A 25,797-nucleotide genomic window follows, 5' to 3' on the forward strand; every position below is an offset into this window, starting at 1 on the left:
TAATCATCTCCTTATTTTGAATCTCAATCTATCGGCACTTGAATCACAAATATGATGTTTATTGAAGTTCAATTCATGTAACTTTCATAAATATTGCACTTTAAATATTTTATTTAAAGTTAATTATAATTTATTTTCAATACTTGGTTTGTAAATAATCTATTTATTTAAATGGAGGATATTTCATATTTCTTACATCTAGTGCTTGTCTGCCTCCTTCAAGTATGTTTAGTACTTTTTCGCTTATTCCAACTTTATCAATAGAACCTGAACAACTAACATAACCATTTTCACCAGTAGACTCAAGGATAATTATGTTTTCTGCATCTCCTGATATCGGGATATTAGGGTTGTGTGTCGCAAAAATTAACTGCCTACTATTTTTTATTTTTCTAAATTCTTTTACCAAACTTGAGTAAATATAAATATTGTCTAAGTCATCTTCTGGCTGGTCTATAATCAAAGGCCTATTATCACCCAAATCATGAGCAGCAGTAACAATCATAAGTAACATAGCCACTGATTTTTGACCCATCGAAAGCATATTTCTCGGTAGAAATCTTTGTTTTTTACTTATTCCAGTATTTACATTATATTCATATTCAATTTTATCTTCTGGAAATGTTGTAAAAACCCATCTATCTAATACTGGCCTAACCCATTTGATTAACTGTTCGGCATCACTTTCCTCAAGTCCATAGCATTTAGCCAATTTATTGGGCTTATTATATAAAACATATACTGGGAAAATCCACTCTGCATTTTCCAATGCAACTTTCCTAACTACTTGTGTTAGCCATTTCTCTAAAAGAATTTGTTTTTCATATATTATATTAAATTTCCTTCTGCATTGATTTACAGTATCATCAATAATTCTCTTTTTATCTTTTTCAGCAAAATCTTTCTCAAGCCTTAATCTTACTTGTCCATCTAAAATCTTATTTACCTTTTTAATTATGTTTTTTCTCAAGTTAAATATTTGTTTATTACTTTCTAGTATTTCAAGAAATGGGCATGTTATTTCCTGCATATCTTCCTCAACGATATGTGCTCTTTCAATATAATCATTCCATTCAACCCTATTTTGCTTTTTAAGTATACTTTCTATAGAGTCGTAATTCTGTTTTATACCTTTCAGCAGGTTACTATACTTCTCAGTATTACTAATGAGTAAAAGGTTATTTATTACATCTATTGGCCCTCTTTTATCTTGAGCATAATTCAATATAGCACGTTGTTTGTAAGCAACTGATGAAAAGTTTTGTAATTCTTTATAAATTTCATTGCTTTTTCTGCTGCTATAAAATTTCCCATTTTTACTCAACTTATAGATACTAGGTTTATTCCTTACACCTATTAATTCTTTGGTATAATTATCAAACTCAATTTTAGGTTCACAAATAAAAGCATATACATCTCCAAAGTAGTTTAGGAAAACGGCAGAAATATCGAATTTCAACGCAACCTCATCATCAGTTACTTCTGGGAAAAGTGTATATTGAACTGTATCTAATAATGTTGATTTACCAGTTCCTCGTGCTCCAATCACGCAGTTTAGTGCTTTGTTAAACCTAAAAAACTGAAATCCATCAGGATTTTTAGGGTCTTCTAAGTATCCGCCATTTATAGCAACTCCCTCTATATATGGATAAATGTTTCCTGGTATCTCATCATATATTCTTACCTCTGGGTCCAATAGTGCAATTTTCAATCCATGAAATGATAACTCGGATAACTTAATGTATGAATATCTCTCACCTATAGGTTTGCCATCGGCTTTATACTTTGCTTTTGTATCTCTAGTTCCGTGACTGTCTGAACAATATATTACTGCTATACTTTTTTCCCTTCTATATTCCTTGTTGTTAAGAATATCTTTTAAAAGTTTATCTTTCAAACCTTTATCATTCAAACTAATCCCGTAAAGATGTTCAGATTTAATTATAGATGCCAAACTTTTTCCCTTATGTATCCATGAATCATCTCCACTATTGCCATTATGAAGAAGTTTTTCTAACATGCCATTTGTTGAGTCTGCATGGGCTAAAATAGTTATGCCATCCATTTCATATATTCTTTTCATTAATTCCATAGGAGTTACTTTATACGCATCAGCATCTTCCTCTCCTTGTTCATTAATATCTATACCTATGTTATATAAAAATGTATTTAGTTCATCTTGAGTCTTTTGTGGAGGAAAAATTGCTAAAATATGTTTACCAAAACTGGAAATTTCAATACCAGGCAATATAAGCATACCTGTATACTTACTATATTTTTTCTTATCAGCCATTATATAGTCCATCATCTCATAATATCCTTTAACAGTATTATGGTCGGTTATAGCAATAATACCGATTCCGTTTTCAAAGGCTTCATCCAGTATTTTAATGTATTCCTCTTCATTGCTCGTATATGTTTTTTTATATCACTTAGATGAAGGAGTATGTATATGTAAATCCATTTTAAAATACTCACAACCATATTTCCCCTTGCATGCTTTATCATAAAGTTGCTTTAGAGTAACACTATCCATAAATCTTTATTCTCCTTAAAATAGTCATAACTTCTTCAATATTTTAACATACTATACATTTTCGATATTTTTACATAGCAAACCTTTATCAATTGAATATGGCTTTTAATATAAAAAAGAAATAAATGTATGTTTATTCTCTATTCAAAAATTTAGTATATGCTTTTTACTTAGAGCAGAATACTCTTATCGGTAAATATCCCTGATTAACACAAAAATCATCTGCTGCCGCAATAACACTTGAAATCTTTTCACTTAACCTAGACTTTGTAACACCTGGTTGTACTAAAATTATTTCGAATTCAAACATTTTAGTTTCTCCTGAAGCCAAGACTTCTAAAAATTTATCATAACTATCTCTTATGTAATTGTTCGGATTATCACTAGAATTTTCATGTGTAATCATTCTAGCCTTTAGTTTCCTTTTCAGTTTCTTTAAATCTGTCCACATTGATGACTTAATAACTTGTCCACATACTTCATATACATCATTTACTCTATCTCCTGATTTTTCCCCTCCAGAACCTTTACAATGATAGAACTGAAGAACAATGCGTTTATCATGCTCCTTGGCTGCTATAAAATCTGCTATTTCTCCTGTTCCGTGGTCATAATACAGAAAATCATACTCTTTGCCTGATAAATATTTATTTAAAAATTCTTGTATAGAAATCTTCCCGTGACTTGGATTATCAATTTCACACTCTATATCCACCCCATTTTCTTCCCATTCTATTGGTTCTAAAATATCTTCATCTATCAAAATCAAGTCATCATAATTCTTTTTATAGTATTCATGCCCTATCAATGAAGAAAAATCACTAAAATATATTACTAAAGGATTAGCATTTAAATAATCCAATAAAGGGATATCGCCATATTTCCTATTAATAAATATACTTTTAGCCAAACTATCCTCACTTTTGAAAAATTTATCATCATCTAGAGAAAAATAAATGCTGAATTCAAAATTGTAATATTTAAAAACTATCTCTATTTTCCCTTCATTCTTGCCTTTTACCTGCAACTCTATATCTAACAACTGAATACATTCAAATCCTATATCTTTATTTTTACTGCTTATAATTGGTGGTTTTTGATATGTTTCATTATTCCAATCTACTGAAATAATAAATTTGTTAGGTACAGTATTCACTTCTTCGCTAACTGGAATATAATCTAAAGGAGAGTTTGTAAATGCAGGGCCTTTGCTAGTAACCTTGTTTGCAATATTGTTACACCATTTTATAAATTGTGGTATTGTTAAATAACTATTGCTCCATACTTTTGAACCACTACTATATCCTACAGTTACTTCTTCATTATTATCAGTACCTTTACCAAAACAATGCCCCCTATGAAAAATCCTTCCGTCTGTTTTTCTAATTGCTTTTTGTGCATTAGAACCACTAATTATTCTATAGGATTCCGTATTACTTGTTTGTATACTATTTCTCATGCCAATATTAAAAAATTCTGGGTTCTTTAAATTAGATAAAACTCGATTTATTTTACCCAATGATAGTTTTCTTATATTTGTACCAGAAAATTGTTCTGCAATACTTTCATAAATGTCTTCATTCTTCCTAGTAGAATTAATAAATAATAATTTATGCTGTTCTTGAAAGTATATTATAAACAATTCATATTGTATCTTCTGAAACATATTTAGTTTCGTCCACTTAGGATTAAGTATCTCTTTAGCAATAATAACTATCATTGAATATTCTCTGCTGATATGTTTATTTACTAATAGTAGACCATTAGGCAGATTAATATCTGCATGTATGTCAAAAGTATCCACCGAGTATATTCTAACATGTGCAAATGGAACTAATGAAGACAATGACAGGTCATTTGTTTCATCATCTCTATTTAAAACGCAATCGAAGGTACTAAGAGTCTGCTTATTTTCAATTTCTTCATCTATCCTACTTTCACTTAAATTCATAATAATTTCTTCCCATACAGCCCCCTCCTCAAATATTTTTTCTCTTTCTATTTCAATTTCAGATGGTGTAGCAATGAATTTTGCAGTTCCAAGATTAGGAGCGTTTGTTCTTGCAAATCTTCCAATAAATTGTAGTGTAACTTCAAGAGATTTATGAGGGGAATGAATTGCAGCAATTTTTAATTTAGGAAAGTTAAAACCTTCACCCAGCATATTAACACATATTATCCCATCTAGTTCCCCATTATTAAGTTTTTTAATAACACTTTTAACATGGCTATATGAATGGTCGCTATTTATAATCTTTAATCTCAATGATGTGTTTTCAGCATATATTTGTTCTAGTTCCTTTGCCCTTTTATTTCTATCTGTCCTTACCATCAAACAGTGCTCAAAACCAGCATTTTTATCTTCAATAAACACTTCTTCTGCCTTCTTGGCAATTGCAATATCTTCCGAACCTTCAATATTTTCTACTGGAATATATTTTATTCTACCAAAAACCCCATCTTTATAAGCATCTGATATTGCATAATTATATATAAACTTTCCTTTAACTTCTTTTTTATCTCTTCGAAATGGTGTAGCAGTGAATAGTATTTTTTTTGCTTGTGGAAATGCTTCAATTATTCCATTCCATGTTGTTGCAGGACTATGATGTGCCTCATCAATTAATATCAAATCAAACATACCGTCAGGAGGAGTAGGAATATCATCTATAGCAGGACTAATGCTCATTGGTATAGCAACTACGACATCAAAATTTTCTAATCCCCTCCATGCCTCTTCCGTTAATATTTTATTTTTTAACTCATAAACTTTTGGCTTTTCAGTAATATTCGTCAGTGCACCTATATCTAATAATGTCTGTAATTCTTCAAACTCTTCTTTTATTTGACTCCTAACCAATCGGCTCGGTGTCAACACCAAAACCCTTTTAGCCATTAAAACAAATGCTGATAATATCAAAATAGCAGTTTTTCCTGAACCTGTGGGCATAGTAATAATTGCAGGATAATTGCTATTAGTAAAGTGCGATGCTATAGCATGTATTGCCCCGAGTTGAGATTCTCTTAAGCCTTTCTTCTCATCAGTTTCGTAAGGATATCGAACTGCATCGTAGTAATTTAAAAAATAACTCACCGTATCACCACCATTTTTTTGTTTATTTCACTTATATAAATTATAGGACAATTTTCATAATTTTTCCACAAAACTTGTCAACAAAATATAAGTTCTTTTTCCAATTTACCTTAAAAGCAAGTATAAACTCCCATATAATCGCCCATTATCCCATAAAAAATTGGAAACAAAACTTTAACACTCTCTTGAAACCCTTACCCTATATATTTTATAGTATTAAAAACTATAGGAAGGATGTTGATGATGAAATATAATAAGGGACTAATTGAAAGCAATTTTTATCTTGATGAATTTGCTACTTATTTGATGAGCATAGACAAGTCTGATTCCACAATAAAAACTTATATCGAGCATGTGCAGGCATTTGCGAAATGGTTTGAAGAAACCAATAGCATAAACTTTGACCCTATTGTAGTAACTGAAATTGATATCAGAGATATGCGTTCATATCTACAGGGAACAAGGCATTTGAAAGAAACAACCATTAATTTAAGATTGGCCAGTCTGAAGAGTTACTTTGAATTTCTTGAAGGAGAAAAATATATAAAAAATAATCCTGCCAAAGCAATTAAAAAAATAAAGATTCAATCACCTGCTGCACCCAAGTCTTTGGATGAACAGACCTACCGTGCCTTACGCCGTCATATATACCGTGGAGGTAACAAGGCTCATATTGCCATGTTTGAGATTTTTACAAGATGCGGGGTTAGAAATTTTGAACTCATAAATATCCGTATTGCTGACATTGATATAACTGAACGAAAAGGTAACCTAAAAGTAATAGGAAAGCAAAATAAAGTACGTTATATACCCTTGCATAGGGATGTTCGGGATGCAATTAACAACTGGATGACAATAAGAAAAAACATTAAAACGGAGTATGATAATCTGTTCATATCCGAACGCAAGACCCCTTACACTAGGTCAGGAATTTGGAAGATTTTCAAAAAATACTGTGCACAAATAGGGATTACGGATGTAACTATTCATTCTTTTAGGCACTATTTTTGCAGAACACTTCTCAAAAATGGGGTTGATATTTCTATAGTTGCTCAACTTGCAGGTCATGCTTCTGGTTATGTTACGGCACAAGTATATACTATTCCAAGGCAAGAAGAATTGGAGGCAGCAATAGAAACATTAATTTAGGATTTAAAAAGCAGGCATCATTTGCCTGTTTTTTAAATCTATAATACTTCCTTCCTATTTTCTATTATCATATAGACTGTTACTATTGCAAGAGGTATTACTACTAGCCATCTATACCTGCTATTAAGCAGTCCTTTTCTACTTGCTTCATAATTTCTAAAAAGAGAAACAATAAGAACCTACACGCATAGTTAGGTTCTTATTGTTTCTCTTTTTTATAAAAAAGTCTATGTAAAAATTTGATTTCAATAGCACAACAAATATAATGCTAAAAAATAAACAATGGAGTCGCTAATCAAGACGGGAAACACCTTATTAAAAACGGAGAGTTATAAAAATACTACGGAAAATGCCTCAATGTAAACGGAAAACATAATATCTAGTGACTCCTCTGAAACGGAGGAGTTTTAATGAATTCAAGAATTAACTATGAAAATCGTAAAGCATTAGGCATAACAGATTTTGAATTTTTATCTCTATTTAAAAAGGAGAATGAAAAAGTATACTTTAGGCTCATTCAGGAGGAAAAGCATATAGCAAAGAACTTTGACTGTCTTCTTACTTTAGATGAGGAGTTAGAATACCCTCTTATGCGAAAAATGATTCAAAAATATCAGAGACAAGGCTATGGAGTCTATTTTGTAGTAAACAGTGGTGGACAAAAAACAGATTCTATTAAAAGGGTAAATGCACACTTTATTGATATGGACTTTGGAAAGGTTCCAAAAATTATTAACGGGGAACTCTTTAAAGATTCTAAAGGAAAGATTGTATATGAATATAGGAACAAAGAAGAAATAGAGGAATATAAGATTGCTTTTCTGAAGAAATTAGAAAATTTTAAACTAATTCCAAATGCTATTGTAAAAACTAAAAACGGCTTTCATGTATATTGGCTGCTTGGCCCTGATAAGCCAGAAAGTTTAGATGTTTTTACTCCACTCCAGGAAAAACTTATTGACTATTTCTCCGCCTTTGAAGAAAGAAAAGAGCATGCTGATAGCAGTGTAAAGGATATAAATAGAGTTTTAAGGCTAATAAATTATAAACATTTAAAGAATCTAAAAGACCCATTTACTATAAAATGTATATACCTAAATACAGCAATAAAATATACTCAACACGATATTGCAAGTGCCATAGGTTGTAATATCATTGAGTTGATTAATGATGCTAAAAGTCTTGAACTAAAACCCGCTGCTACGAGGGCTAAGACCAGCAACTTGCAAAAAGGAAACCATAAAGTTCATTCTACTCCAGTCTTACAGTATGAGGACTTGATTCCATTTTTAAAACAGCAGGACTTAATAAGTTATCTAGGTATTGATGCAAAATCTAATGCGAACTTTAAATGCATATTCCATAACGACAACAACCCCAGTGCTGTCATAAAAAATAGCGGTGGATATTACAAGTATTTTTGTAATTCTCCTACTTGCATTTGCCATAATACTGGGAAAGGCATGGATATTATTGATATAGTTAAAATTAGAGAAAACTGCGACACTTCAACTGCTATAAGAGAGTTAATTGAATATTTTCATATTAAATTGAAGGATTCAACTTGGATAAATAAACAGAATAAAAGATTTGAAAATAACATTATGCTTTTAAGTCAACTTTATGAAAGAAAAGACGAATTCCCAAACCTAAACCGTATCATTAGGTTTGGTTACCCTCTACTATTAGATATTCTTGAAATTGGTAAAAAAAATATTGTTAACCGTTTCTTTAATGCAAATGGAGAAAGCATATTTTTCTTTTCTAATCGATATCTTGCAGCAAAAAGGAATAAAAGCGTCGTGAATACAAATAAATACATTAACTTATTTTGCACCTTAGGATTACTCAACAAAATCCCATATAGCCATGTAAATAAAAACTTAAGAGCAACTGCTATTCAAATTTCCAAAGATAATAGTCAAAACGGAATTTCTTTCTATACTATTTCTGACTATAATGAGGCTTTTAAAACAGCAGATGAAAGAGCATCCATCATGCTTAAATATAAATTTAGCATCATGGGTATGAGCAAAAAATATTTGGAAAACTGTTTTGGAGAAGAGTTTGCAAATAAAATCTATCATGTAAATGTGAAAGATACCGTGAAAAGCAAAAGCATAAGAGATGCCATAGAAGTATTCATACTGCAACAAATCAAAACCTATGGTTACTTCACCAAGGATATGGTTATGGATTATAAATTAAAAGTGGACAACCATTATATAAGGCGTGGAGCAAAAGAATATGAATTTAGGAAGGTTTTACCTGATGTCATTCAAAAATACGACCTGATATATGTGAAGGCTAATAAAAACATTAATCAAAAACTAGGTATAGACACTAAGAAATATCTACTCATTCAAAATAGCCTATTAGACGAATAATTGCTAAAAAGAGAAACAATAAGAACCTAACTATGAGGTTGGTTCTTATTGTTTCTCTTTTTGATAAATTCATCATACATGATTCATAGCCTTAACGGCAGTTATTTCACCCGATTCCCATCGCTTATATGTTTTTTCAAAATTATCATCCATCTGTACACTATTAAAATATATTGCAAAATATAAATTCAACCTTTTGAAATGCTATTTAAATACCTTATTACGCAGTTTCAAAAAGTACACTTTTTGAAACTATGAAAAATATGCTATTTCCTTCTACACATGAACCAAATACAGGCAATGCCAGCAACGGTAACACAAAAAATCATGGCAAGCACCAAGTACATCACATTAATCTTCCCCCTAATAAAACAGAGATAAGGTTTCCCCTATCCCTGCTGTTTTATCATTTTCCACTCTCTTCTATTTTCTACTATTATATATCCTGTCACTATTGCAAGAGGTATTACTGCTAGCCATCTATATTCGAAAAACATCTTTTGATATAAATAGTAAATCAAGAAAAATGTTGTAAATCCAACTGCTGTAGGTATTAATATATTAAAAATTATATTCATTTTCCTTTTCACCATAATCAACTCCTTTCCCTTTTATAATAATTGTAGCGCGCATAGAAATATTTGTCAGGTCCCTTTTAATAAAATGTAATTTATTTTTAACAATCTTTTTAATTTTTGTCTTTTCAGTTTACCTTGAATCCCTATATACATGAGCCTTTGGCCTTTCTAACTAATATACATATATAATAGGGATTTAGAAAATAAAGAATTATAGGTTAGTAAGAGGAATATGGTTTAATGGAATACTTTTGGTCTTAAATGATATCACCCCTAACCTTGATTTCGTCGTCTAAATTTTCTTTCAAAAAAATAAAAAGCACATTCTCCTTTAATAATGCCAGAATAAACCAGCCCGTATAAAGAGAATATGCTCTCCATCTGTGACACTAATGCTATTGTAGCGAATATACAGAAGAAAACTATTATATTGTAACAATTACCATTTTCATCCGACCTAATTCCTTTAACCCATATCCCTTATTACATATACCTTCCCCTATATGCCCAAATATTTTTTCCAACCATTTCTTTCAAATCTTATAAAGGCCTTTCCATATTGGTCTTCAAAGGTATCTCTAGTTGGACGAGTCAACTTATCATTAATTTGATTAAAAATATCTTCTGCCTCACTTTTTGTAATCTCGCCAAAATACACACATAAAGCCAAAATATTATTGTGCGTAAGGGTAATGAATTCGTCTAACCACTTAAATTCAGTATAATTATCTGATATTATTATTGGAATTCTCAACGCCTGAGCATATCCTGCACATTCACTTTCTCCTGGACCGATTACCTTTTTCTTATCTTCAATAATACCTCTTGCAAGTATATTTACAGATATATCTTTCTTCCTATCTACTACCTTAAATATGCTCCCATCTTTATGAATGGCTTGATTAATTACACCATAACACTTGCCTGCATTTTTCTTTATTTCAATATCATACACAAATTGTGGAATGATGATTTCCTCAAATAAAAGTTCTAAAACATCCAATCTGTTAACTCTGGCTAAATTAATTAAAATATCTGCATCAGAAATGGCTCCTACGTACCTCATTCTAATAATCCTCTTCTAGGGGATACTCATATCCGAATTGCCCTGGAGTCAGTCCGATAAATTCAAGACTATTTTTCATGTTCTTATATGAAATATTCCCTCTTTCGTAATTACTCTTTACAAATTCTATATATTCTGTAGGTACATACGTTTCTTTTGATGGAATTATCAGTTCAATGCTATAGCCTTCCCGCTTGGTTAGAGATTGGAGTTGCTCCATGTTTTCCAGTGAGCAGATATCTACAAGTTCCTCATATTTGTTAATAGAGCATAAATCAAGTTGGATAAGTCTTTTTAACATAGCCTTATAACTTACTTTAAAATAATTGTGCATTCTAACGATATGCCTTGGTAAAATACTGCCCTTATCCACATTAACAATTTTATAAAATACTTCTTTTACATAGTCTTCAGGCATTAAAAATTCAGAAGCAAATACATTTGCTTTCATATCTTCTGCTTTATGCTTTTCATCATCTAAAAGAATCTTTTCTTTTTTCAGGATGTCAGCATTATAAATAAGATGATATAATTCATGGGCACCAGTATAACGTTCATGTCCCAAAGTAAAATTACTATTTAAATAGACAATAAACTGTTCCTCAAAATAAGTGCTAAACCCTGATAATTCATCTGTATCCAATGGCTTTCTTATCAAAAATGCAGCCTCCGATAAAATGTCAAATATATCAGAAAGCCCTTTTCTAGCGAACTTTATTCTCGTTTCTTCTGCTAAGTCTTTAATTTGCAGTCTGAAAGATTCTTCTGGGAGATTCAAATTATTCTTTGGCAATCTTAACACTCCTCCCATAGTGGCTTTCTCTCTTGTGGTTTAAACTCCCCAGCATATATTTTCTTTTGATAAATAAACACCTTTACCATATCCTGAAGTTTTTCTACTTCTTTAATCGTTTTCTCTGAAAAATTTTTCTTCCTGAATAATGTAACTAAATCATCATCTTCATCATCTTCAAATAGGATGTTTATATCTATATTCAGAACTTTGCATAGAGCATTTAACTCCACAGCCGATACAGTCCTGTTGCCGTTTTCTATTTTGCTTAATGTTTCTCTGCTCATATTAACATCTCTTTCAACAAGTCGTTCTACTACTTCAATCTGACTTAATCCCCTTGCTTCTCTAATAGCCTTTATTTTTAATCCAATAGGAATTTCCTTTGCCATCTTTAAACCCTCCTTTGTAATATTATATTACATTATTGTTTGTCATGTGTCAATATTATATCCACCCATGTAACATTTTATTACTACAATATTGAGTTATATGCCATGAATTATTTTATTAATTTTAAAACTTTTATCTCAAATAATTTGATTTCTCGTGTACCTATGGCTATAATGCTTCAAATTTCGTGAAGGAGTGGTCATTATGATAAATCTAGAAGTTTTGAGATTGGAACTAAATTACCTGCAACAGGTTGTGAATAGAACATTAGGAAATATGGATGCGTGGAAATTAGGTAAAGCAATCACAGTATTAGTCACTTGTTTTCTTAATCCTACTACTTATGATTCCTTATCCCTATCCCATCTCCAAGCAGTTGAGCAGTATCTAAATCAAATTCAGCAGGAAGTAGAACCTTGTGAGTACAAACTTCTGCTGAACAATATTCCTACTATAAGGAATTTTTTAGAGAAAATAAAATTTGAGATATCCAAATGCTAATAAAATAAGGCTTTGTAGGATATACACCTTATCCCCAAAGCCTTTTCTTTTGTCCTAATTTTCCTATTTCCCTTGTCCCTTTTTTATAAATTCGTATAAACCCGTATTATCCATCTTTTCAAAAGCGATAGCCTTTTCAATATTAGTTAAAACTACCTGTTTGCTCTTGATTTCACCAATCAAAGTATACCGAAAGTCATCATTGTATGCAATAATAAAATCCTCTATTCCTTTATCTATTTCCATAGACTGTAACTGTTTCAGGATGCTATCTCTATTTAATTCATATTTATCAACCAATTCGGCACATTCAATTATTACCTTATTCATATTACCATATCTCCTTTTCCACATATTACATATCTTATTATATTATATGAAATTACTATCTCTAAATCAAATTAGAATAAATCTTTGTGATTTCCTCTATAACTATACTTAACCCTTATTCCTTCTACTCCTTAATATACTGTTAAACAGATGCAATATCAAGCACCCCATTCTTACACCTATAAACCTTGTCTGAAACCTTATTCGGGTCATTATCTATCATAATCAGTGATTCTATAATTTTTATATATTCATGACGCAATTTGACTACGATTAGTGTAGTTGATGAAGGAATTGCAAAGAGATACTCCTGCCCTACTTTCTTATATATTTGCTTCTGTAATGTAGTACTTAGTAATAAAGTGGAATTATAATCTGTAGAATACTTAAGGCAGAATATATCAAGCATCTTATCCAGTTTAACTAAAGGGTTTGTTATCTTATTTAAGTTTTCCCATGCCCTCTTTCTCACCTTTTCAAAATCTACATCATCGCTATTTAATACAAATCTGAACACTTCCCCTGCATCTGTAACATAAAGTGTATCTATATCTGCAAAGGCCTGTTCTCTGTAAAATTGAATATTATTTTCTCTTTGTCTAAAATCCCTGCTTTTAAGCATAGGATAAACATTCTTATAATCAATTTTAAATTTATATTGGCTCAAAATATCATTAAAAATTCTACTATATGATTTTAAAGTTTCCCTATAATCCTTTCTTGACTGATACTCCTTGTACATAGTATTGAATGGTATAGACATGCTCGTAGGACCAAACTTTACTACTAGATGGTTGCCCTCCATAATGACTTCAGAAAAACGTTTATTTAAATCCGTGATTATCTTATTAGAAAAATCAGTAAATGAAAGCATTGCATACCTCCTAAACAATTATTTGAAATACAAAAAAAGCATACTCCCTCACGTTTTATTCCAGCATATGCTGGCCGTATAAGAGAATATGCTCTCCTTCTGTATACCTATATTTTACGTTATATCATTAGTTAGTGCAACGTATTTATTTTAGATTTAAATATTGTTTCTGTCCCCTTTTACCCTTTATTCTTTGAACCTTATTCCTTATGATAATATATGCTCTTTTACAGAAACCAAGATTCTTGATTCCAGACCAAGGTTCTATTACTATAAATGCTTAATGTCTATTATCAATGAATCCTAAATACGATAAAATAACCTTCTACTGTTCTAACTTATCTTTGAATCGTATTGCATTTGCAGGGCTGGTAGACGGTAGTCTATAAAATAATAAACCTTCTTTAAAACACATTTTCCCTATTACCAACTTTATAAATAATTCCTCTGCTTTACTCCCATTAAAAAATACTGTTTTTATGCCAGGATACTGGTTGAAAAAGGTTTCAAAATCATTAGAAACAGGATTAATTATTTTTGAATCACTACTTCCTTCTCTATCACAACTTTTCAACACATCCCAAATAGCAATGTGTTGGTTCAATAAGAATGTCTTCCTATTCTCATAATCTTCTTCAACTTCTTTATTAAAAAGCCCATATATTATCTTCCAAAACTGATTTCGCTTATTTCCATAATATCGTTGTTTTTCAAGGGACATTACACTAGGCATAGTCCCCAAAATTAGTATTTTACAATTTTTATCAATAATTGGTTCAAAAGATGTAGTCATTTTTCTCCTCTCAAATCAAATACTATAATTTATTCTGTAGGTTCTATAATTTCTAATTTAAAATTCCATCCTTCGCAGGACATCATCATTCTACCGATTTCTTCTAGGCTATATTCCTGTCCATCAATAATAAATTTTGGTGTTCTATCGTCGTATCTATCATCCCATTCAATACGCCCTTCTACTAGATTGTCTTTAAAAGAGATAAGTTCATGTCCTTGGAATACTTCTCTTTTTATGAACTTTTGTGATAATCCTTTCCTTATCTTTTTATAAAGCCTTCTCAAGGCATCATTTGAATCTTCTTCAAAATCCTGATGTACCTCAAAGGAATACCCTATTTTATCTACTCCTGTAAACTCTACTGCCTTCCAACAAATACCTGTTGGATGAATCTTCTTTCCTACTTGAAAGTAGTGGTCTATACCATCACAATCTTTAAAGGTTGCTTCTTTTTCAAAATCCTTATAGTCTTCGACTCCAAGCATATCTGCCGTATACCTATTGTAGCAATCTTCGCATATCAATTGAGATGGCTCATCTTCTTTTATAGTTAAAACTACCATGCCATACCCGCTAGAGTCTTTGCCGCACCACTGACACCTTTCCATAGACCTTCTCCTTAGTTATTAATTATTTAGTCCTTTAATTTAAAAACTGCAATATAATCGCTTTTAAATCTTTCTTTGTCTTTTTCAGAAACCTTCATAAAACATTTATCTTTACCTTTTTCATAAGAAACGTGAGGACTTAAAAATGAATCATTTTGTCTTGAATAATGTACTAAACGGTTGCTTATATAATTTAAAGGTGAATATCCTTTCTTGCTCTCAGTATTCATAAAGGCTGAATCTAATCGTTCCAGCAAATCTTTCTCATTATCTTTTATATAATCATAGAAGTCCAGAACTGTAAATTTATTTAGTCCCATTTTATTTATTACTAATTCTATTTCTTCATTTAAAATTTGTATTTTAACATCCTTATTCCCGTTTTTTTTATACATAAATGCTTCATATCTTTTAAATAAATTACCTTCAATTATCTTTCTATCACTTCCATAAGCCCAATAATCTATGCTGCTGATTTCCCACGGATAATACTCATTCCTTCTTTTTAAATGGTCTAAAACAGTATCCCCTAAATCTACCTTGTCTTTTCAATAGAAACAAATGCAATCGGGATATCTTTACTTATGGCATATTGTTTTACATCATGCCAATTATGCTTATACTTGTTTCCACCATTTGTATAATTAAGCATAACTAATAGTCCAAAACTAATCCCGTCATAATCTTCTGTATTCCCAATATAAGAGGCAATTGAATCTATCTTCTCCAAATATTTAGATACTAACGTTTCAACCTCAACTACTATAAATGGTTTATCACCTTTGCATAATAGGATATCTGCATTCTTTTGTCCTTTTCTTCCCTTACCTACAAAAGGTGAAGGGGCACCATCCAACACAGAATGGTCAGAGGACTTTTTAATCCATTCGCTTGACAAAAATCCAATAATAGAACTATGGGAATTGCCGTACATACTAGTGATAATATCCCAATTAAATTCCTTAATAATGTTTTCTATAAAAAAAGAATTCATATATTATCATCCTTGTCCTTATTATATTTAGTAATAACCATTTACTTCATGGCTTCTTCTATATGATAAAGTATTTTACTCAATAAATAGTCTGCTGTGATACCTTTTTCTATGTAGTCTGGCTCCGTTGCAATTGTTATGATTTTAGCCTGACGAATCAAATGATAAAAGACTTCTTTCTTATTGGGATTGATAGACTTGGCGGTTCGAAAAAAATCTAAATCAATATCTAATATGTAATTTGGGTGATAATCTACAGGAATCTCATTAAGACAAATAGATAAATCATCATCTTCAATACAATTATCCGATAGAATTCGTTCATAGTTATTATCCTGAGCCATTCCCAAATACTTATTATAAAAGTCTTTAGGTATATAGTAAATTTTATCATTTTCAGGGTCGTATTTATCATCAACACATTCAAAACTTATAACAAAAGCCTTCGATATAATACCTTTTTTCGTAGCAAAATCAATATGTTCATCATTGTTTAATTTCTTTATAAATGATAAATCATCGATATTAGAATCCTGAAGCATATCAATAGCCATTTGATTGGCTTTATCAAAGTCATAAGTATGTCCTGTATTTTCACATTTGTCACAGCAATAATATCTAAATGCTAGTAAAGTATCTGTATGCTGGTCCAGTGTAATAAGCACTGGCGGAAATAGTTCCCTCTTATAATAATCTATCCAATGCTTTAAAACATACTGATGTTGCTCTTCTATAAATACTTTTTTACCTTTTATATTTTTATATATAATAATCCCCCTCTCATTGATAAATTCTAGTAATAATAATCTTCTTTATATTTTCAAGAAGAATTTCATCTGGGCACCACACTTCCGTATATGGTATATAAACTTCCCTATAACCTACTTCAGTTCTTGCTGCACCATTTTCAATGAGATTGCAATATAATTCTTTCTTCAAAATCAAGTAAACAACTTTGTTTTGAAATTGAGTTGGATGTAAAAAATAATATTTATCCAAAGTATCATAAATAATATCTTCTTCTTTATTCCTTAGGTCAAATAAACAAATATAGCCTCTTTTCCTTCCATAACTATTCTCAGATTGTGAGTATGAGTACTTAAATTTTTTATCAGCATTTGAAATCACTTTACCATCTTTTAATATCTGACAAAGATTTTCTACAGAGGTAACATGGAAAACCTCATTTTTAAGTAACGGTAAAATGTCAGATTCAAGGCGTGAACTATGAATATCGATATATGTAATCTTTTTTGATATTTTACATCTTTCCATAGCCACGCCCCTATCTATTAAAGTAATTTTGTACGGTTTTTCCTCAATATAATTAACTACGCCCTGCTGTTTAACTTCTCATAAGTTTCAACCAGCATATACTCCATAAGAGCATTTTTGAACTGCTCATCATCCAAAACACGGGTAAAGAAGGATTGGTTCTGGTCCATCCTATCAATAACTTTATTGATAAAAACTTTCTCAAAAGCAAACCTAAAATCATCAATAGTATTTGTTTTAGCCTTTTGAACCAAATCCTCATCAGCGGCAAAATCCTCTTTAATCTGCTCCACAGATAACTGGTCGGCTTTTGTAAAATCCGTTCCAAACCGATTATTAAGTCGCTGAATAATACTTGAAAGATAATCTTCCTGTTCTTCTTTTACTCCTGTTCCTGCAAATTTTACAGGTGTAACTGGTACATTTTCATCATCAGAAGTTAGAGAAATACTCCCTTCAAATGTCTTTTTTGCAGCATAATACTCCAAAGCAATTTCATCTGCTAGGTGAATAGTAGAACCTTTTTCCTTTGGCAGTTTTTTAAGTAGATATGTTAAGTATACATATAACTTATGGAGTTCCACATCTTCAAAAGGCGTGATTTGAAGGATGAAGGAATAAAGTCTTATGAATTTCGTTGCTTGACTACTAAAATCCTCTTTATGCTGTTCATCCAACTTTTTAAACCTTTCTACGGCTATATCTATCAAATGGTTTAATATTGCCCTGTCTCCAGAAGTCTTTTTATCCTTTGGCTTAAAGTATATATGAATAAACCTATCCAATTCTTCTTTTAAATACACGCTAGATGCATTTAGCATAGTTTCAATATCATAAAGAAGATTGGGCTCTGTCACTTCTTCTACGATAGTTGCCTGATAGTAGGGTTTGAAGGCTTCTTGAATATCCTCTGCCTTATTTACAAAGTCAAGGATAAAGGTATCATCTTTTCCCCCGCAGGTTCTGTTAAGCCTTGATAAAGTCTGTACTGCTTTAACTCCCGACAACTTTTTGTCTACATACATAGTATGTAAAAGGGGCTGGTCAAAGCCTGTCTGATACTTTTCCGCAACTAACAGCACTTGATATTCATCAGTGGCAAAGCGGTCTGGAAGTTCAGACTCCTTAAATTTGTTCATACCACTTTCAGTATAATCTACTTCATCATCCTTTACGGTTCCTGAAAAGGCTACTAAGGTTTTCATATCTCTGTAGCCTTTCTTTTTGATATATTCATCAAAAGCATGCTTATAGCGTACAGCATGAAGCCTAGAACTGGTCACAACCATTGCCTTGGCTCTTCCCCCTATTTTATGTCTAGTTACGTTTCTAAAGTGTTCTACCATGATTTCAGTCTTTTGAGCAATGTTATGGGGATGAAGACTAACATATCTTGTAAGTGCTTTTGTGGCCTTAGCCTTGTCAAAAGCAGGGTCATCTTCTATTTTCTTTGCCAGTTTAAAGTAGGTTTCATATGTAACATAGTTTTGAAGTACATCTAGTATGAATCCTTCTTCAATTGCCTGTCTCATAGAATATAAATGGAAGGGATGGGGTAGTCCATCTTCACCTATGGTTCCAAACATCTCAAGAGTCTTTGCTTTAGGTGTTGCCGTAAAGGCAAAGAAACTGATATTGGGCTGTTTTCCTCTTTTCTTTATGACTTTTAATATCTCTTCATCTGGGTCGTACTCTTTGCCTTCTAATTCTTCATCCAGTTTTGCTGCTTCTTCAAGACTGCTTACTGATAGCACTTCCCTTAGAGAAGCCATATTCTCTCCTGCACTGCTGGAATGGGCTTCATCTATAATTACTGCATATTTATGATTTTCTAATTCCCCAACCTTTTCAATAATAAATGGGAATTTTTGCAGGGTAGAAATAATAATTCTTGTCCCACCCTTAATAGCATCAGCCAATTGATTGGAGTCTTTATCTATTTTTTCAACAACCCCATGTTTATGCTCTAATTGATAAATGCTGTCCTGCAACTGCCTGTCCAAAACCCTTCTGTCGGTAATAACAATCACAGAATCAAATACAGGATTATCCTCATCATCATGAAGGTTAGCAAGTCTATGGGCAAGCCAAGAAATAGAGTAGGTTTTTCCTGAACCTGCACTGTGCTGTACAAGATAATTTGTTCCTACCCTCTTTTCCTTTGCATCGGCTTCCATTTTTCTTACTGCATCCAATTGGTGATATCTTGGAAATATGATAGTTTCTGAGGTATATATATTACCATCTATATCTTTCTTTTCTTGGGTCTCTATAAATACAAACTTCTTTAGTATATCCATCAGGCTATCCTTTTGGAGTATCTCTTCCCAAAGGTAGGCAGTTTTAAGTCCATCAGAATTATCAGGATTTCCCTTTCCTCCATCACAGCCTTTATTAAAGGGTAAGAAGAAAGTCTTTTCCCAAGAAAGCCTTGTAGCCATATAGACTTCCACGGTATCTACTGCAAAGAATACAATGGCTCTTTTCTTAAACTGGAATAATAGTTCATTGGGGCTTCTATCTTTCTTAAATTGAATTATTGCATCTTCATAAGTTTGACCAGTGAAAGGATTTTTAAGTTCAAGTACAATAACTGGAAGTCCATTGATACAGATGAGCATATCAATGCTGTTTTCGTTTTTAGTGCTGTAGCGTACTTGTCTAGTAACAGATATGCGATTCTTTTCGTAAAGTTTAACTGTTTTCTCATTTAATTTGCTGGCAGGCTGAAAATAAGCAAGGTCTAAGTATACCCCATAGTCTTTAATCCCATGCCTTAATACATCAATCATGCCACGATTATTAAGTTCCCGATTTAATCGGTTTAACACCTTAAATTGATACTGGTCTTTATAGATTTCTTTCAATCGCTCCATTTTCTTGGGCTGAGTATCCTCTAAGAAGTCAAATAGGATTTTTGTGTCAAGAGCAAACTCTTTGTTATAGTTGTTAGGATTACCCTTCACATATCCAGATTTTAAAAGATGTTCTTCAACATATTCTTCAAAGCCCTTTTCTGTAAGTTCCACTGGAGTTTTAGCCATTTAAGACCCCCCTTTAGTTTTTTAAATTAACCTACTGCATAATTCCTTACATCAATTTTACCTGTTACCGCTTCAGAGATAAGGGATTGGCGATATTCTTTGAGTTTATTGATTTGTGCTTCTATATCATTTACCAATTCGTTAATTTGAGTAATGCAATTATCAAGATACTCTACTATGTACATTTGCTCATCTCTATCTGGTAAAGCACACTCCAAAGCACCAATATCAGAAGCATTAACTGCTGGATAACTAACTCCCACTGACCTACAAACAATCTCATTAATATACTTTTCTGACCTCATTAGATAAAACAAGTATTTTGGAACAACTTTTGATAATGGAGTTAAAACTGCAAATCCTGTAGAACATATTAAATTTGATTGAGCATTTTCAATAAAGGCTATTGCTTTCAAATATGTTCGAACCGTAGATACTATGGTATCCCCTTTAGATAAAATCCTTCTGGCTCTACTAGGTGCACCTTTAAAAATTAGACTTTGAATTCCATCAATTTTACCTATTGATGTTACACTACTTATATCAATATAGTCTATTTCATAATCATCATCTGTACTTTCACTTAATGTTCTATTATTAATTAATGATTCATACTTTATTTTTGAAAGTCTCCAATGCTCTGGTATCTCCCCTATCCACTCAATCCCCGAATCCTTCATCCTAACATTCGGATTAAGTCCTTTTGTAACGGCTTCACTTATAATCGCTTGTCTCTTTTCCTGTAATAGTTCAATTAATTTTTCCTTATCAGCAATTAAACCATCTATTTCAGTGGTTTTTTGGTCAAGGAAATTGGCAATGGCGATTTGTTCCTTTTTAGGAGGTAAAATTGATAGTAAATTATTAACATCTGTAACTGTAACTGCTTCGAATGTACTACCTTTAGATTTAATAAAAAGTTCTTCTAGGCTAACATTCATGCTATACCATAAATACCTTACTTGAACTTTATTTGCCGTAACTGCACAAAGTCCTCTTCCTATGCCATATACTCTATCAGATATATTCATTGCTCCAACAGGAGCCCTTACAGAAAGAAGTATATCATTGATTTTTGAAAATTTATTAGCAGTATTACAATACATTTTAGGTATCGGATGCAAACTAGTAAATTCTGCATTTCCTTGTAAAAATGGCAATCCTATTTCATCAAGACTACACTCTTCTGATTTGGGAGATTGACCCATTGTAATGTTAGATATATGCTTTAATTTTTTAACCTCCCAATGCTCAGGTATCTCCCCTATCCACTCAACTCCTGAATCCTTATACCTCTCATATCTCCTATACTTACTCATCCCCCATCACCTTCCTCAACCTTTCCTGAATACTCTCCTCAAGTTCCTTAATCTCCTTTGCTATCTCTTCGGAAGGTCTTAGAGGCTCATATTTATAAAAGTGCCTTGTAAACGGTATCTCATATCCAACTTTAGTCTTACTTTCGTCTATCCAGGCATCAGGAACATGAGGTTTTACTTCCCGTTCAAAGTATTCATGAATATCCTCTTTCAACGGTACATTCTCAGTATCTCTTAAGTCTGAATCTGGTTCTGGATTACCCTTATTGTCTACACAAATGTCTGCTGTTTCATCCTTTTCAGATAAGGCAGATAATATAGCCTTTAATAGAGGGATGTTCAAATTAATATTTGCTGCTTTAAAAGTCTTTTTAAGTACCTTGGTAAAGGTATCCCTATTTTTATAAAGAACATTAGCATCCATTGTTTGTAAGGTGTCTATTATTTGCCTTTGAGTTTTCTTGCCTTCCTCTATTTCTTTAAGCCCTGCTTGGCCTTTCTTCCTGGATTCAGCAAGTTTCTTAAAAGCCGTTTCATTGTATAAATTATTAATCCTCTCTTCAGTTACTTGGAAGTTAAGCCTTAAGGGTCTCTCCACTACTATTTTTTGATAACCAAAATCTTCATTATCAAAAATCTTGCAGTATTCGTTTTCTTTAAAATCCCCATATATCCTCGTAATTTCTTTTATCTGTTCCTCACTGATTTCATTTCTTTTATTTCCAAGACTCTTCCTCATCTTCTGATAGAAGTCTACTGCATTGACCAATTGTATTTTCCCTGTCCTTACAGGACCTTTCATTAGGTCATTGTTCTTACGGTTGGTTACTATCCAAATATAAGTAGAAATGCCGGTGTTATAAAATAACTGGTCGGGCAGTGCAATAATCCCTTCCAGCATATCATTTTCAATTATCCAGCGTCTGATTTCCGATTCTCCTGAACCTGCATCCCCTGTAAATAATGGTGAACCGTTAAAGATAATGGCAATACGGCTGCCTTTTTCATCTTGCCTCATTTTAGACATTAGGTGCTGTAAAAATAAAAGAGAACCATCAGATATTCTGGGAAGACCCGCACCAAATCTACCATCAAACCCGTCTTTCTCATATTCTTCACGAATAAACTTCTCTGCTTTTTTCCATTCCACGCCAAAGGGCGGATTCGTAAGCATGTACCTAAAAGTTGTACCCCTGTGTCCATCCTCCGTAAAACTGTCTCCTAAGATGATGTTATCTGCATTTTGTCCTTTTATAAGCATGTCGGATTTGCAGATACTAAAGGATTGGGGATTTATCTCCTGACCAAACAATTCTACTTGTATTCCAGGATTTAATTCTTTCAAATGCTGCTCTGTAACTGAAAGCATGCCTCCTGTCCCTGCACAGCAGTCGTAGACAGTTGTAACAAGTCCTGGCTGAGTCAGTTCCTCATTATCTTCGTTTAGGAGAATATTTACCATGAGCCTTATAACCTCACGAGGGGTGTAGTGGTCTCCTGCCTCTCCATGTTCAGAAAATCTTCTTATCAGTTCTTCAAATATGTACCCCATTTCTGTGTTGCTTACTACATCGGGATGCAAATCTATTTTATTAAATTCAGATATCACAAGATAAAGCAGGTCATTATCATTAAGTTTTGTAATCTGCTTATCAAAATCAAAATACTCTATGATTTCCCTAGCATTCTTGGAAAAGCCATTGATATAATTCCTTAAATTATTTGAGATATTATCTGGCTCTGCTAATAACTTTTCAAAATCATATTTGCTGGTATTATTGAATTCCTGATTTGAAATCCTATTTAAAACAGGGTCTACGTTTTGCAGCCCCGACTTCTTTAATGCTTCATACTTTTTAAGTACTTCCTCTTTAGTGGCTGCAAGAACGCAGTCAAACCTCCTTAGTACGGCCATAGGTAAGACTACATCCCCGTACTGTTCTTTTTTATAAGGACCTCTTAAAAGTTCTGCTATACTCCATATAAAGTTAATTTTATCTTGAAAATTAATCAAATCTATCACTCCTATGAATTTCCCAATTTGGGTATATTAAATTCAGCATTAATATCTACATACCAAATTATATCATCTATACTTTAATATTCTATATCTTTTTAGGTTTTCCTTTGCATATTACATCTTATATAGGGTGCAATACTGCATATAAAGAAACATGCCAAAGGCATGTATAATTAGTCCTTTATTATGCAATAATAGAATTTTTCAAAGACAATGCCATATAAAATAGTTCATCTAAATACAGCATCAATTTTAATGAATTTATTTCAGTGTCATAGTTAACAGCCTGTCCATGAAATATTTTGTGCCTGCTAAAATCATGTACCCCATCTGGTTTTTCGGGATTAAATCTGACATAGAATGAATCCATACAATTAAAAGCATAACTAACAATAAATCCATCTAGTTCCTTTGCTTTCTCTTTAAAATTGTCATACAAGATACCAAATTTAAATGCCGTTACATCATAATTTCCCCTCATAAAGTCCCGAATGATACCTTCAATCATTAGCGCCCATACTGGAACTGATAGAGAATACATTTCTAATTTATGAGCATAGAAAGCATCATTAACCTTCTTTTCCCACTTATTAAAATACTCTAATTCATTCCATTCGTTTATTATCTCTTCAAGTTCTTTGTATTCACCAGATTTATAATAGTCAGATATTATTTTATCTACATCTTTCTGCTTTAGAGTTTCTTTATTTTTATAGATATAGTTAATTATTTCTATGGGAAGGGAACTAATAAACCACCATCCAAATTGGAGCATGGTTTTTGCCTTTTTATTTAAATTATCGCTAATATTTTTTCTTGCAAACAGAATTTGCTGTGTCTCCAATAAAAACGGCCTTATATTGCCAATGATATCCTGCTGCACATTTGCAAAATTAAATAACTTGTCATGATGTGTGAAGTTAAGTATTTTGTTTAATTCTGCTCCAAATGCTTGCATATGGCTCTGAATGCCACTATTCATGACATTTCTAAGTGCTTCTTGACTTTCTAATGCCGTTTTAACATATTCCATGTTGATTGGCTGCAATATATCCCTTATTGCATTTATTTCAGAATAATAGTTTTTAATTGTTTCATTAATAATACTCGTTGTTGGCACTAATACAGACTGCATTTCTATTATCGATTTATTTATACTCCTTTGTATCGGGTTAATAACTTCCATATATGTACCTATCATATTCCCCATCTTACTTGCAGTAGCCGCCAATTCCGTCAACGCAGAATTGCCTATAATGTTTTGATATATTGCTATATCAACCAAAGGAGGTCTTACTGTTTCTGTTATTCTACTTAGTTTTGATACTAACTCTATGCCTGGCAGTAAGTTTTTATAGTAGTCAGCAAAATCTAATTTAGGCTTTAATTGCTCTGCTACTTTTTTTATATGTTCTCTATACTTTTCTGTTTCTTTTTTATGTATCAAATAGAATTTTTGGAAGAAGTCATCTGTTTCCTCAGGTACTTCTTCGGCAAATCCTTTTAAATAGTTTGAACTATTTATTATTTCTTCTCCTACTTTTTGCAAGTCATTATCTGATAAACCCTCTATGTCGTCTAAACCAAGAATAGGGAAGTCATCTTCTTGGTAAATAACTTTTTTATTATTGTTGATTATCTTCAAAACCATTGTGCAGAATGATTTTCTATAACTTTCTGTTTCTTCAAAGGCCTTTTCATAAGCGATTGCAGCATTCATGCTATAATAAACAGGTATTTTTAATTCTCTGCCCTTCCAATTTACAGGTACCAATTTTATCGCTCTTTTATGGGCTTCTATTATATCTTCTACATTTGTTATTTTCTTTACATCTCTAGATTCTTTTTTCACAGATATCACCCTTTGTCCAAATACTGTTAATTCCATTTTACGACATATCTTTATAATCCTCAACAGAATTACGGCATTTTATCGACCATTAATCTGTTATAATAAAATCACATCTCTTAAGGAGTGTGCTTTTATTTGGACTACTTATCAATTATTAGCAATAAATAATTTGTTATAGATGTTTTATT

The 25,797-nt window shown here is 31.9% G+C and carries 21 protein-coding genes; 3 read left to right on the plus strand and 18 right to left on the minus strand.

Annotation, left to right across the window (positions count from 1 at the left end; genetic code table 11):
- Positions 1 to 163: 163 nt before the first annotated feature.
- Both CLHOM_RS10245 and CLHOM_RS10250 read right to left on the minus strand, forming a co-directional pair.
- Entirely contained in the window at positions 164 to 2,392 is a 2,229-nt protein-coding gene (locus CLHOM_RS10245) for a Spaf_1101 family AAA-like ATPase (RefSeq protein ID WP_341376974.1), read from the minus strand.
- A gap of 310 nt (positions 2,393 to 2,702) precedes the next feature.
- Positions 2,703 to 5,630, minus strand: coding sequence for a DEAD/DEAH box helicase (locus CLHOM_RS10250; RefSeq protein WP_052221614.1), 2,928 nt, complete (start codon positions 5,628 to 5,630; stop codon positions 2,703 to 2,705).
- Positions 5,631 to 5,873: 243 nt separating this feature from the next.
- On the opposite strand from CLHOM_RS10250, the gene CLHOM_RS10255 reads away from it, so the two are divergent.
- Together CLHOM_RS10255 and CLHOM_RS10260 are read left to right on the plus strand one after the other, a co-directional pair.
- Entirely contained in the window at positions 5,874 to 6,779 is a 906-nt protein-coding gene (locus CLHOM_RS10255) for a tyrosine-type recombinase/integrase (RefSeq protein WP_052221679.1), read from the plus strand.
- Positions 6,780 to 7,189: 410 nt separating this feature from the next.
- Positions 7,190 to 9,166, plus strand: a complete 1,977-nt coding sequence (locus tag CLHOM_RS10260; RefSeq protein ID WP_052221615.1) for a hypothetical protein — start codon at positions 7,190 to 7,192, stop codon at positions 9,164 to 9,166.
- 389 nt (positions 9,167 to 9,555) lie between these two features.
- On the opposite strand, the gene CLHOM_RS10265 is transcribed toward CLHOM_RS10260, so the two are convergent.
- The 4 genes from CLHOM_RS10265 to CLHOM_RS10280 form a co-directional block, all read right to left on the minus strand.
- Positions 9,556 to 9,756 (minus strand): hypothetical protein, encoded by a 201-nt coding sequence (locus CLHOM_RS10265; protein ID WP_479723122.1) that lies wholly within the window; start codon positions 9,754 to 9,756, stop codon positions 9,556 to 9,558.
- Positions 9,757 to 10,243: 487 nt separating this feature from the next.
- Positions 10,244 to 10,810 carry a PIN domain-containing protein gene (locus CLHOM_RS10270; protein WP_052221617.1) on the minus strand — a complete coding sequence of 189 codons (567 nt, stop codon included), beginning with the start codon at positions 10,808 to 10,810 and terminating at the stop codon, positions 10,244 to 10,246.
- Between the two features lies 1 nt (position 10,811).
- Positions 10,812 to 11,603, minus strand: coding sequence for an ImmA/IrrE family metallo-endopeptidase (locus CLHOM_RS10275; protein ID WP_052221618.1), 792 nt, complete (start codon positions 11,601 to 11,603; stop codon positions 10,812 to 10,814).
- A 2-nt stretch (positions 11,604 to 11,605) separates the two neighbouring features.
- Positions 11,606 to 11,995, minus strand: coding sequence for a helix-turn-helix domain-containing protein (locus CLHOM_RS10280; protein WP_052221619.1), 390 nt, complete (start codon positions 11,993 to 11,995; stop codon positions 11,606 to 11,608).
- Positions 11,996 to 12,200: 205 nt separating this feature from the next.
- Here CLHOM_RS10280 and CLHOM_RS10285 point away from each other — a divergent pair, with 205 nt between their 5' ends.
- Positions 12,201 to 12,497: a hypothetical protein gene (locus CLHOM_RS10285; RefSeq protein ID WP_052221620.1), complete on the plus strand. Its 297-nt coding sequence runs from the start codon at positions 12,201 to 12,203 to the stop codon at positions 12,495 to 12,497.
- Between the two features lie 63 nt (positions 12,498 to 12,560).
- Here CLHOM_RS10285 and CLHOM_RS10290 read toward each other — a convergent pair whose 3' ends face one another.
- The 12 genes from CLHOM_RS10290 to CLHOM_RS10345 form a co-directional block, all read right to left on the minus strand.
- Complete coding sequence (locus CLHOM_RS10290) at positions 12,561 to 12,827, minus strand: hypothetical protein (RefSeq protein ID WP_052221621.1); 267 nt, start codon at positions 12,825 to 12,827, stop codon at positions 12,561 to 12,563.
- Between the two features lie 142 nt (positions 12,828 to 12,969).
- Positions 12,970 to 13,701 (minus strand): DUF1444 family protein, encoded by a 732-nt coding sequence (locus CLHOM_RS10295; protein WP_052221622.1) that lies wholly within the window; start codon positions 13,699 to 13,701, stop codon positions 12,970 to 12,972.
- A 325-nt stretch (positions 13,702 to 14,026) separates the two neighbouring features.
- Complete coding sequence (locus CLHOM_RS10300) at positions 14,027 to 14,494, minus strand: DNA-deoxyinosine glycosylase (RefSeq protein WP_052221623.1); 468 nt, start codon at positions 14,492 to 14,494, stop codon at positions 14,027 to 14,029.
- A 29-nt stretch (positions 14,495 to 14,523) separates the two neighbouring features.
- Positions 14,524 to 15,105 (minus strand): DUF7686 domain-containing protein, encoded by a 582-nt coding sequence (locus CLHOM_RS10305; RefSeq protein WP_052221624.1) that lies wholly within the window; start codon positions 15,103 to 15,105, stop codon positions 14,524 to 14,526.
- Between the two features lie 26 nt (positions 15,106 to 15,131).
- A complete protein-coding gene (locus tag CLHOM_RS10310) occupies positions 15,132 to 15,500 on the minus strand; it encodes a hypothetical protein (protein WP_052221625.1) in 369 nt (122 codons plus the stop codon).
- Between the two features lie 140 nt (positions 15,501 to 15,640).
- Complete coding sequence (locus CLHOM_RS10315) at positions 15,641 to 16,099, minus strand: hypothetical protein (protein WP_052221626.1); 459 nt, start codon at positions 16,097 to 16,099, stop codon at positions 15,641 to 15,643.
- Between the two features lie 41 nt (positions 16,100 to 16,140).
- Positions 16,141 to 16,887, minus strand: a complete 747-nt coding sequence (locus CLHOM_RS10320; RefSeq protein WP_082204398.1) for a peptide arginase family protein — start codon at positions 16,885 to 16,887, stop codon at positions 16,141 to 16,143.
- The gene (locus CLHOM_RS10325; RefSeq protein ID WP_052221628.1) at positions 16,880 to 17,374 is read right to left on the minus strand and encodes a hypothetical protein; all 495 of its coding nucleotides are present in this window, start codon (positions 17,372 to 17,374) and stop codon (positions 16,880 to 16,882) included. Before CLHOM_RS10325 ends, CLHOM_RS10320 begins: the two co-directional genes overlap by 8 nt.
- Before the next feature lie 56 nt (positions 17,375 to 17,430).
- A complete protein-coding gene (locus CLHOM_RS10330) occupies positions 17,431 to 20,418 on the minus strand; it encodes a type I restriction endonuclease subunit R (protein ID WP_052221629.1) in 2,988 nt (995 codons plus the stop codon).
- Positions 20,419 to 20,444: 26 nt separating this feature from the next.
- On the minus strand, positions 20,445 to 21,737 hold the full coding sequence (locus CLHOM_RS10335; protein ID WP_052221630.1) for a restriction endonuclease subunit S: 1,293 nt from the start codon (positions 21,735 to 21,737) through the stop codon (positions 20,445 to 20,447).
- Positions 21,730 to 23,751: a type I restriction-modification system subunit M gene (locus CLHOM_RS10340; RefSeq protein WP_052221631.1), complete on the minus strand. Its 2,022-nt coding sequence runs from the start codon at positions 23,749 to 23,751 to the stop codon at positions 21,730 to 21,732. The genes CLHOM_RS10335 and CLHOM_RS10340 overlap by 8 nt, the downstream gene beginning before the upstream one ends.
- Positions 23,752 to 23,941: 190 nt before the next feature.
- A complete protein-coding gene (locus CLHOM_RS10345) occupies positions 23,942 to 25,609 on the minus strand; it encodes a hypothetical protein (protein ID WP_052221632.1) in 1,668 nt (555 codons plus the stop codon).
- Between the last annotated feature and the right edge of the window lie 188 nt (positions 25,610 to 25,797).

This window comes from Clostridium homopropionicum DSM 5847 (assembly GCF_001263795.1).
In the GTDB taxonomy this organism is placed as follows: Bacteria; Bacillota; Clostridia; order Clostridiales; family Clostridiaceae; genus Clostridium_H; species Clostridium_H homopropionicum.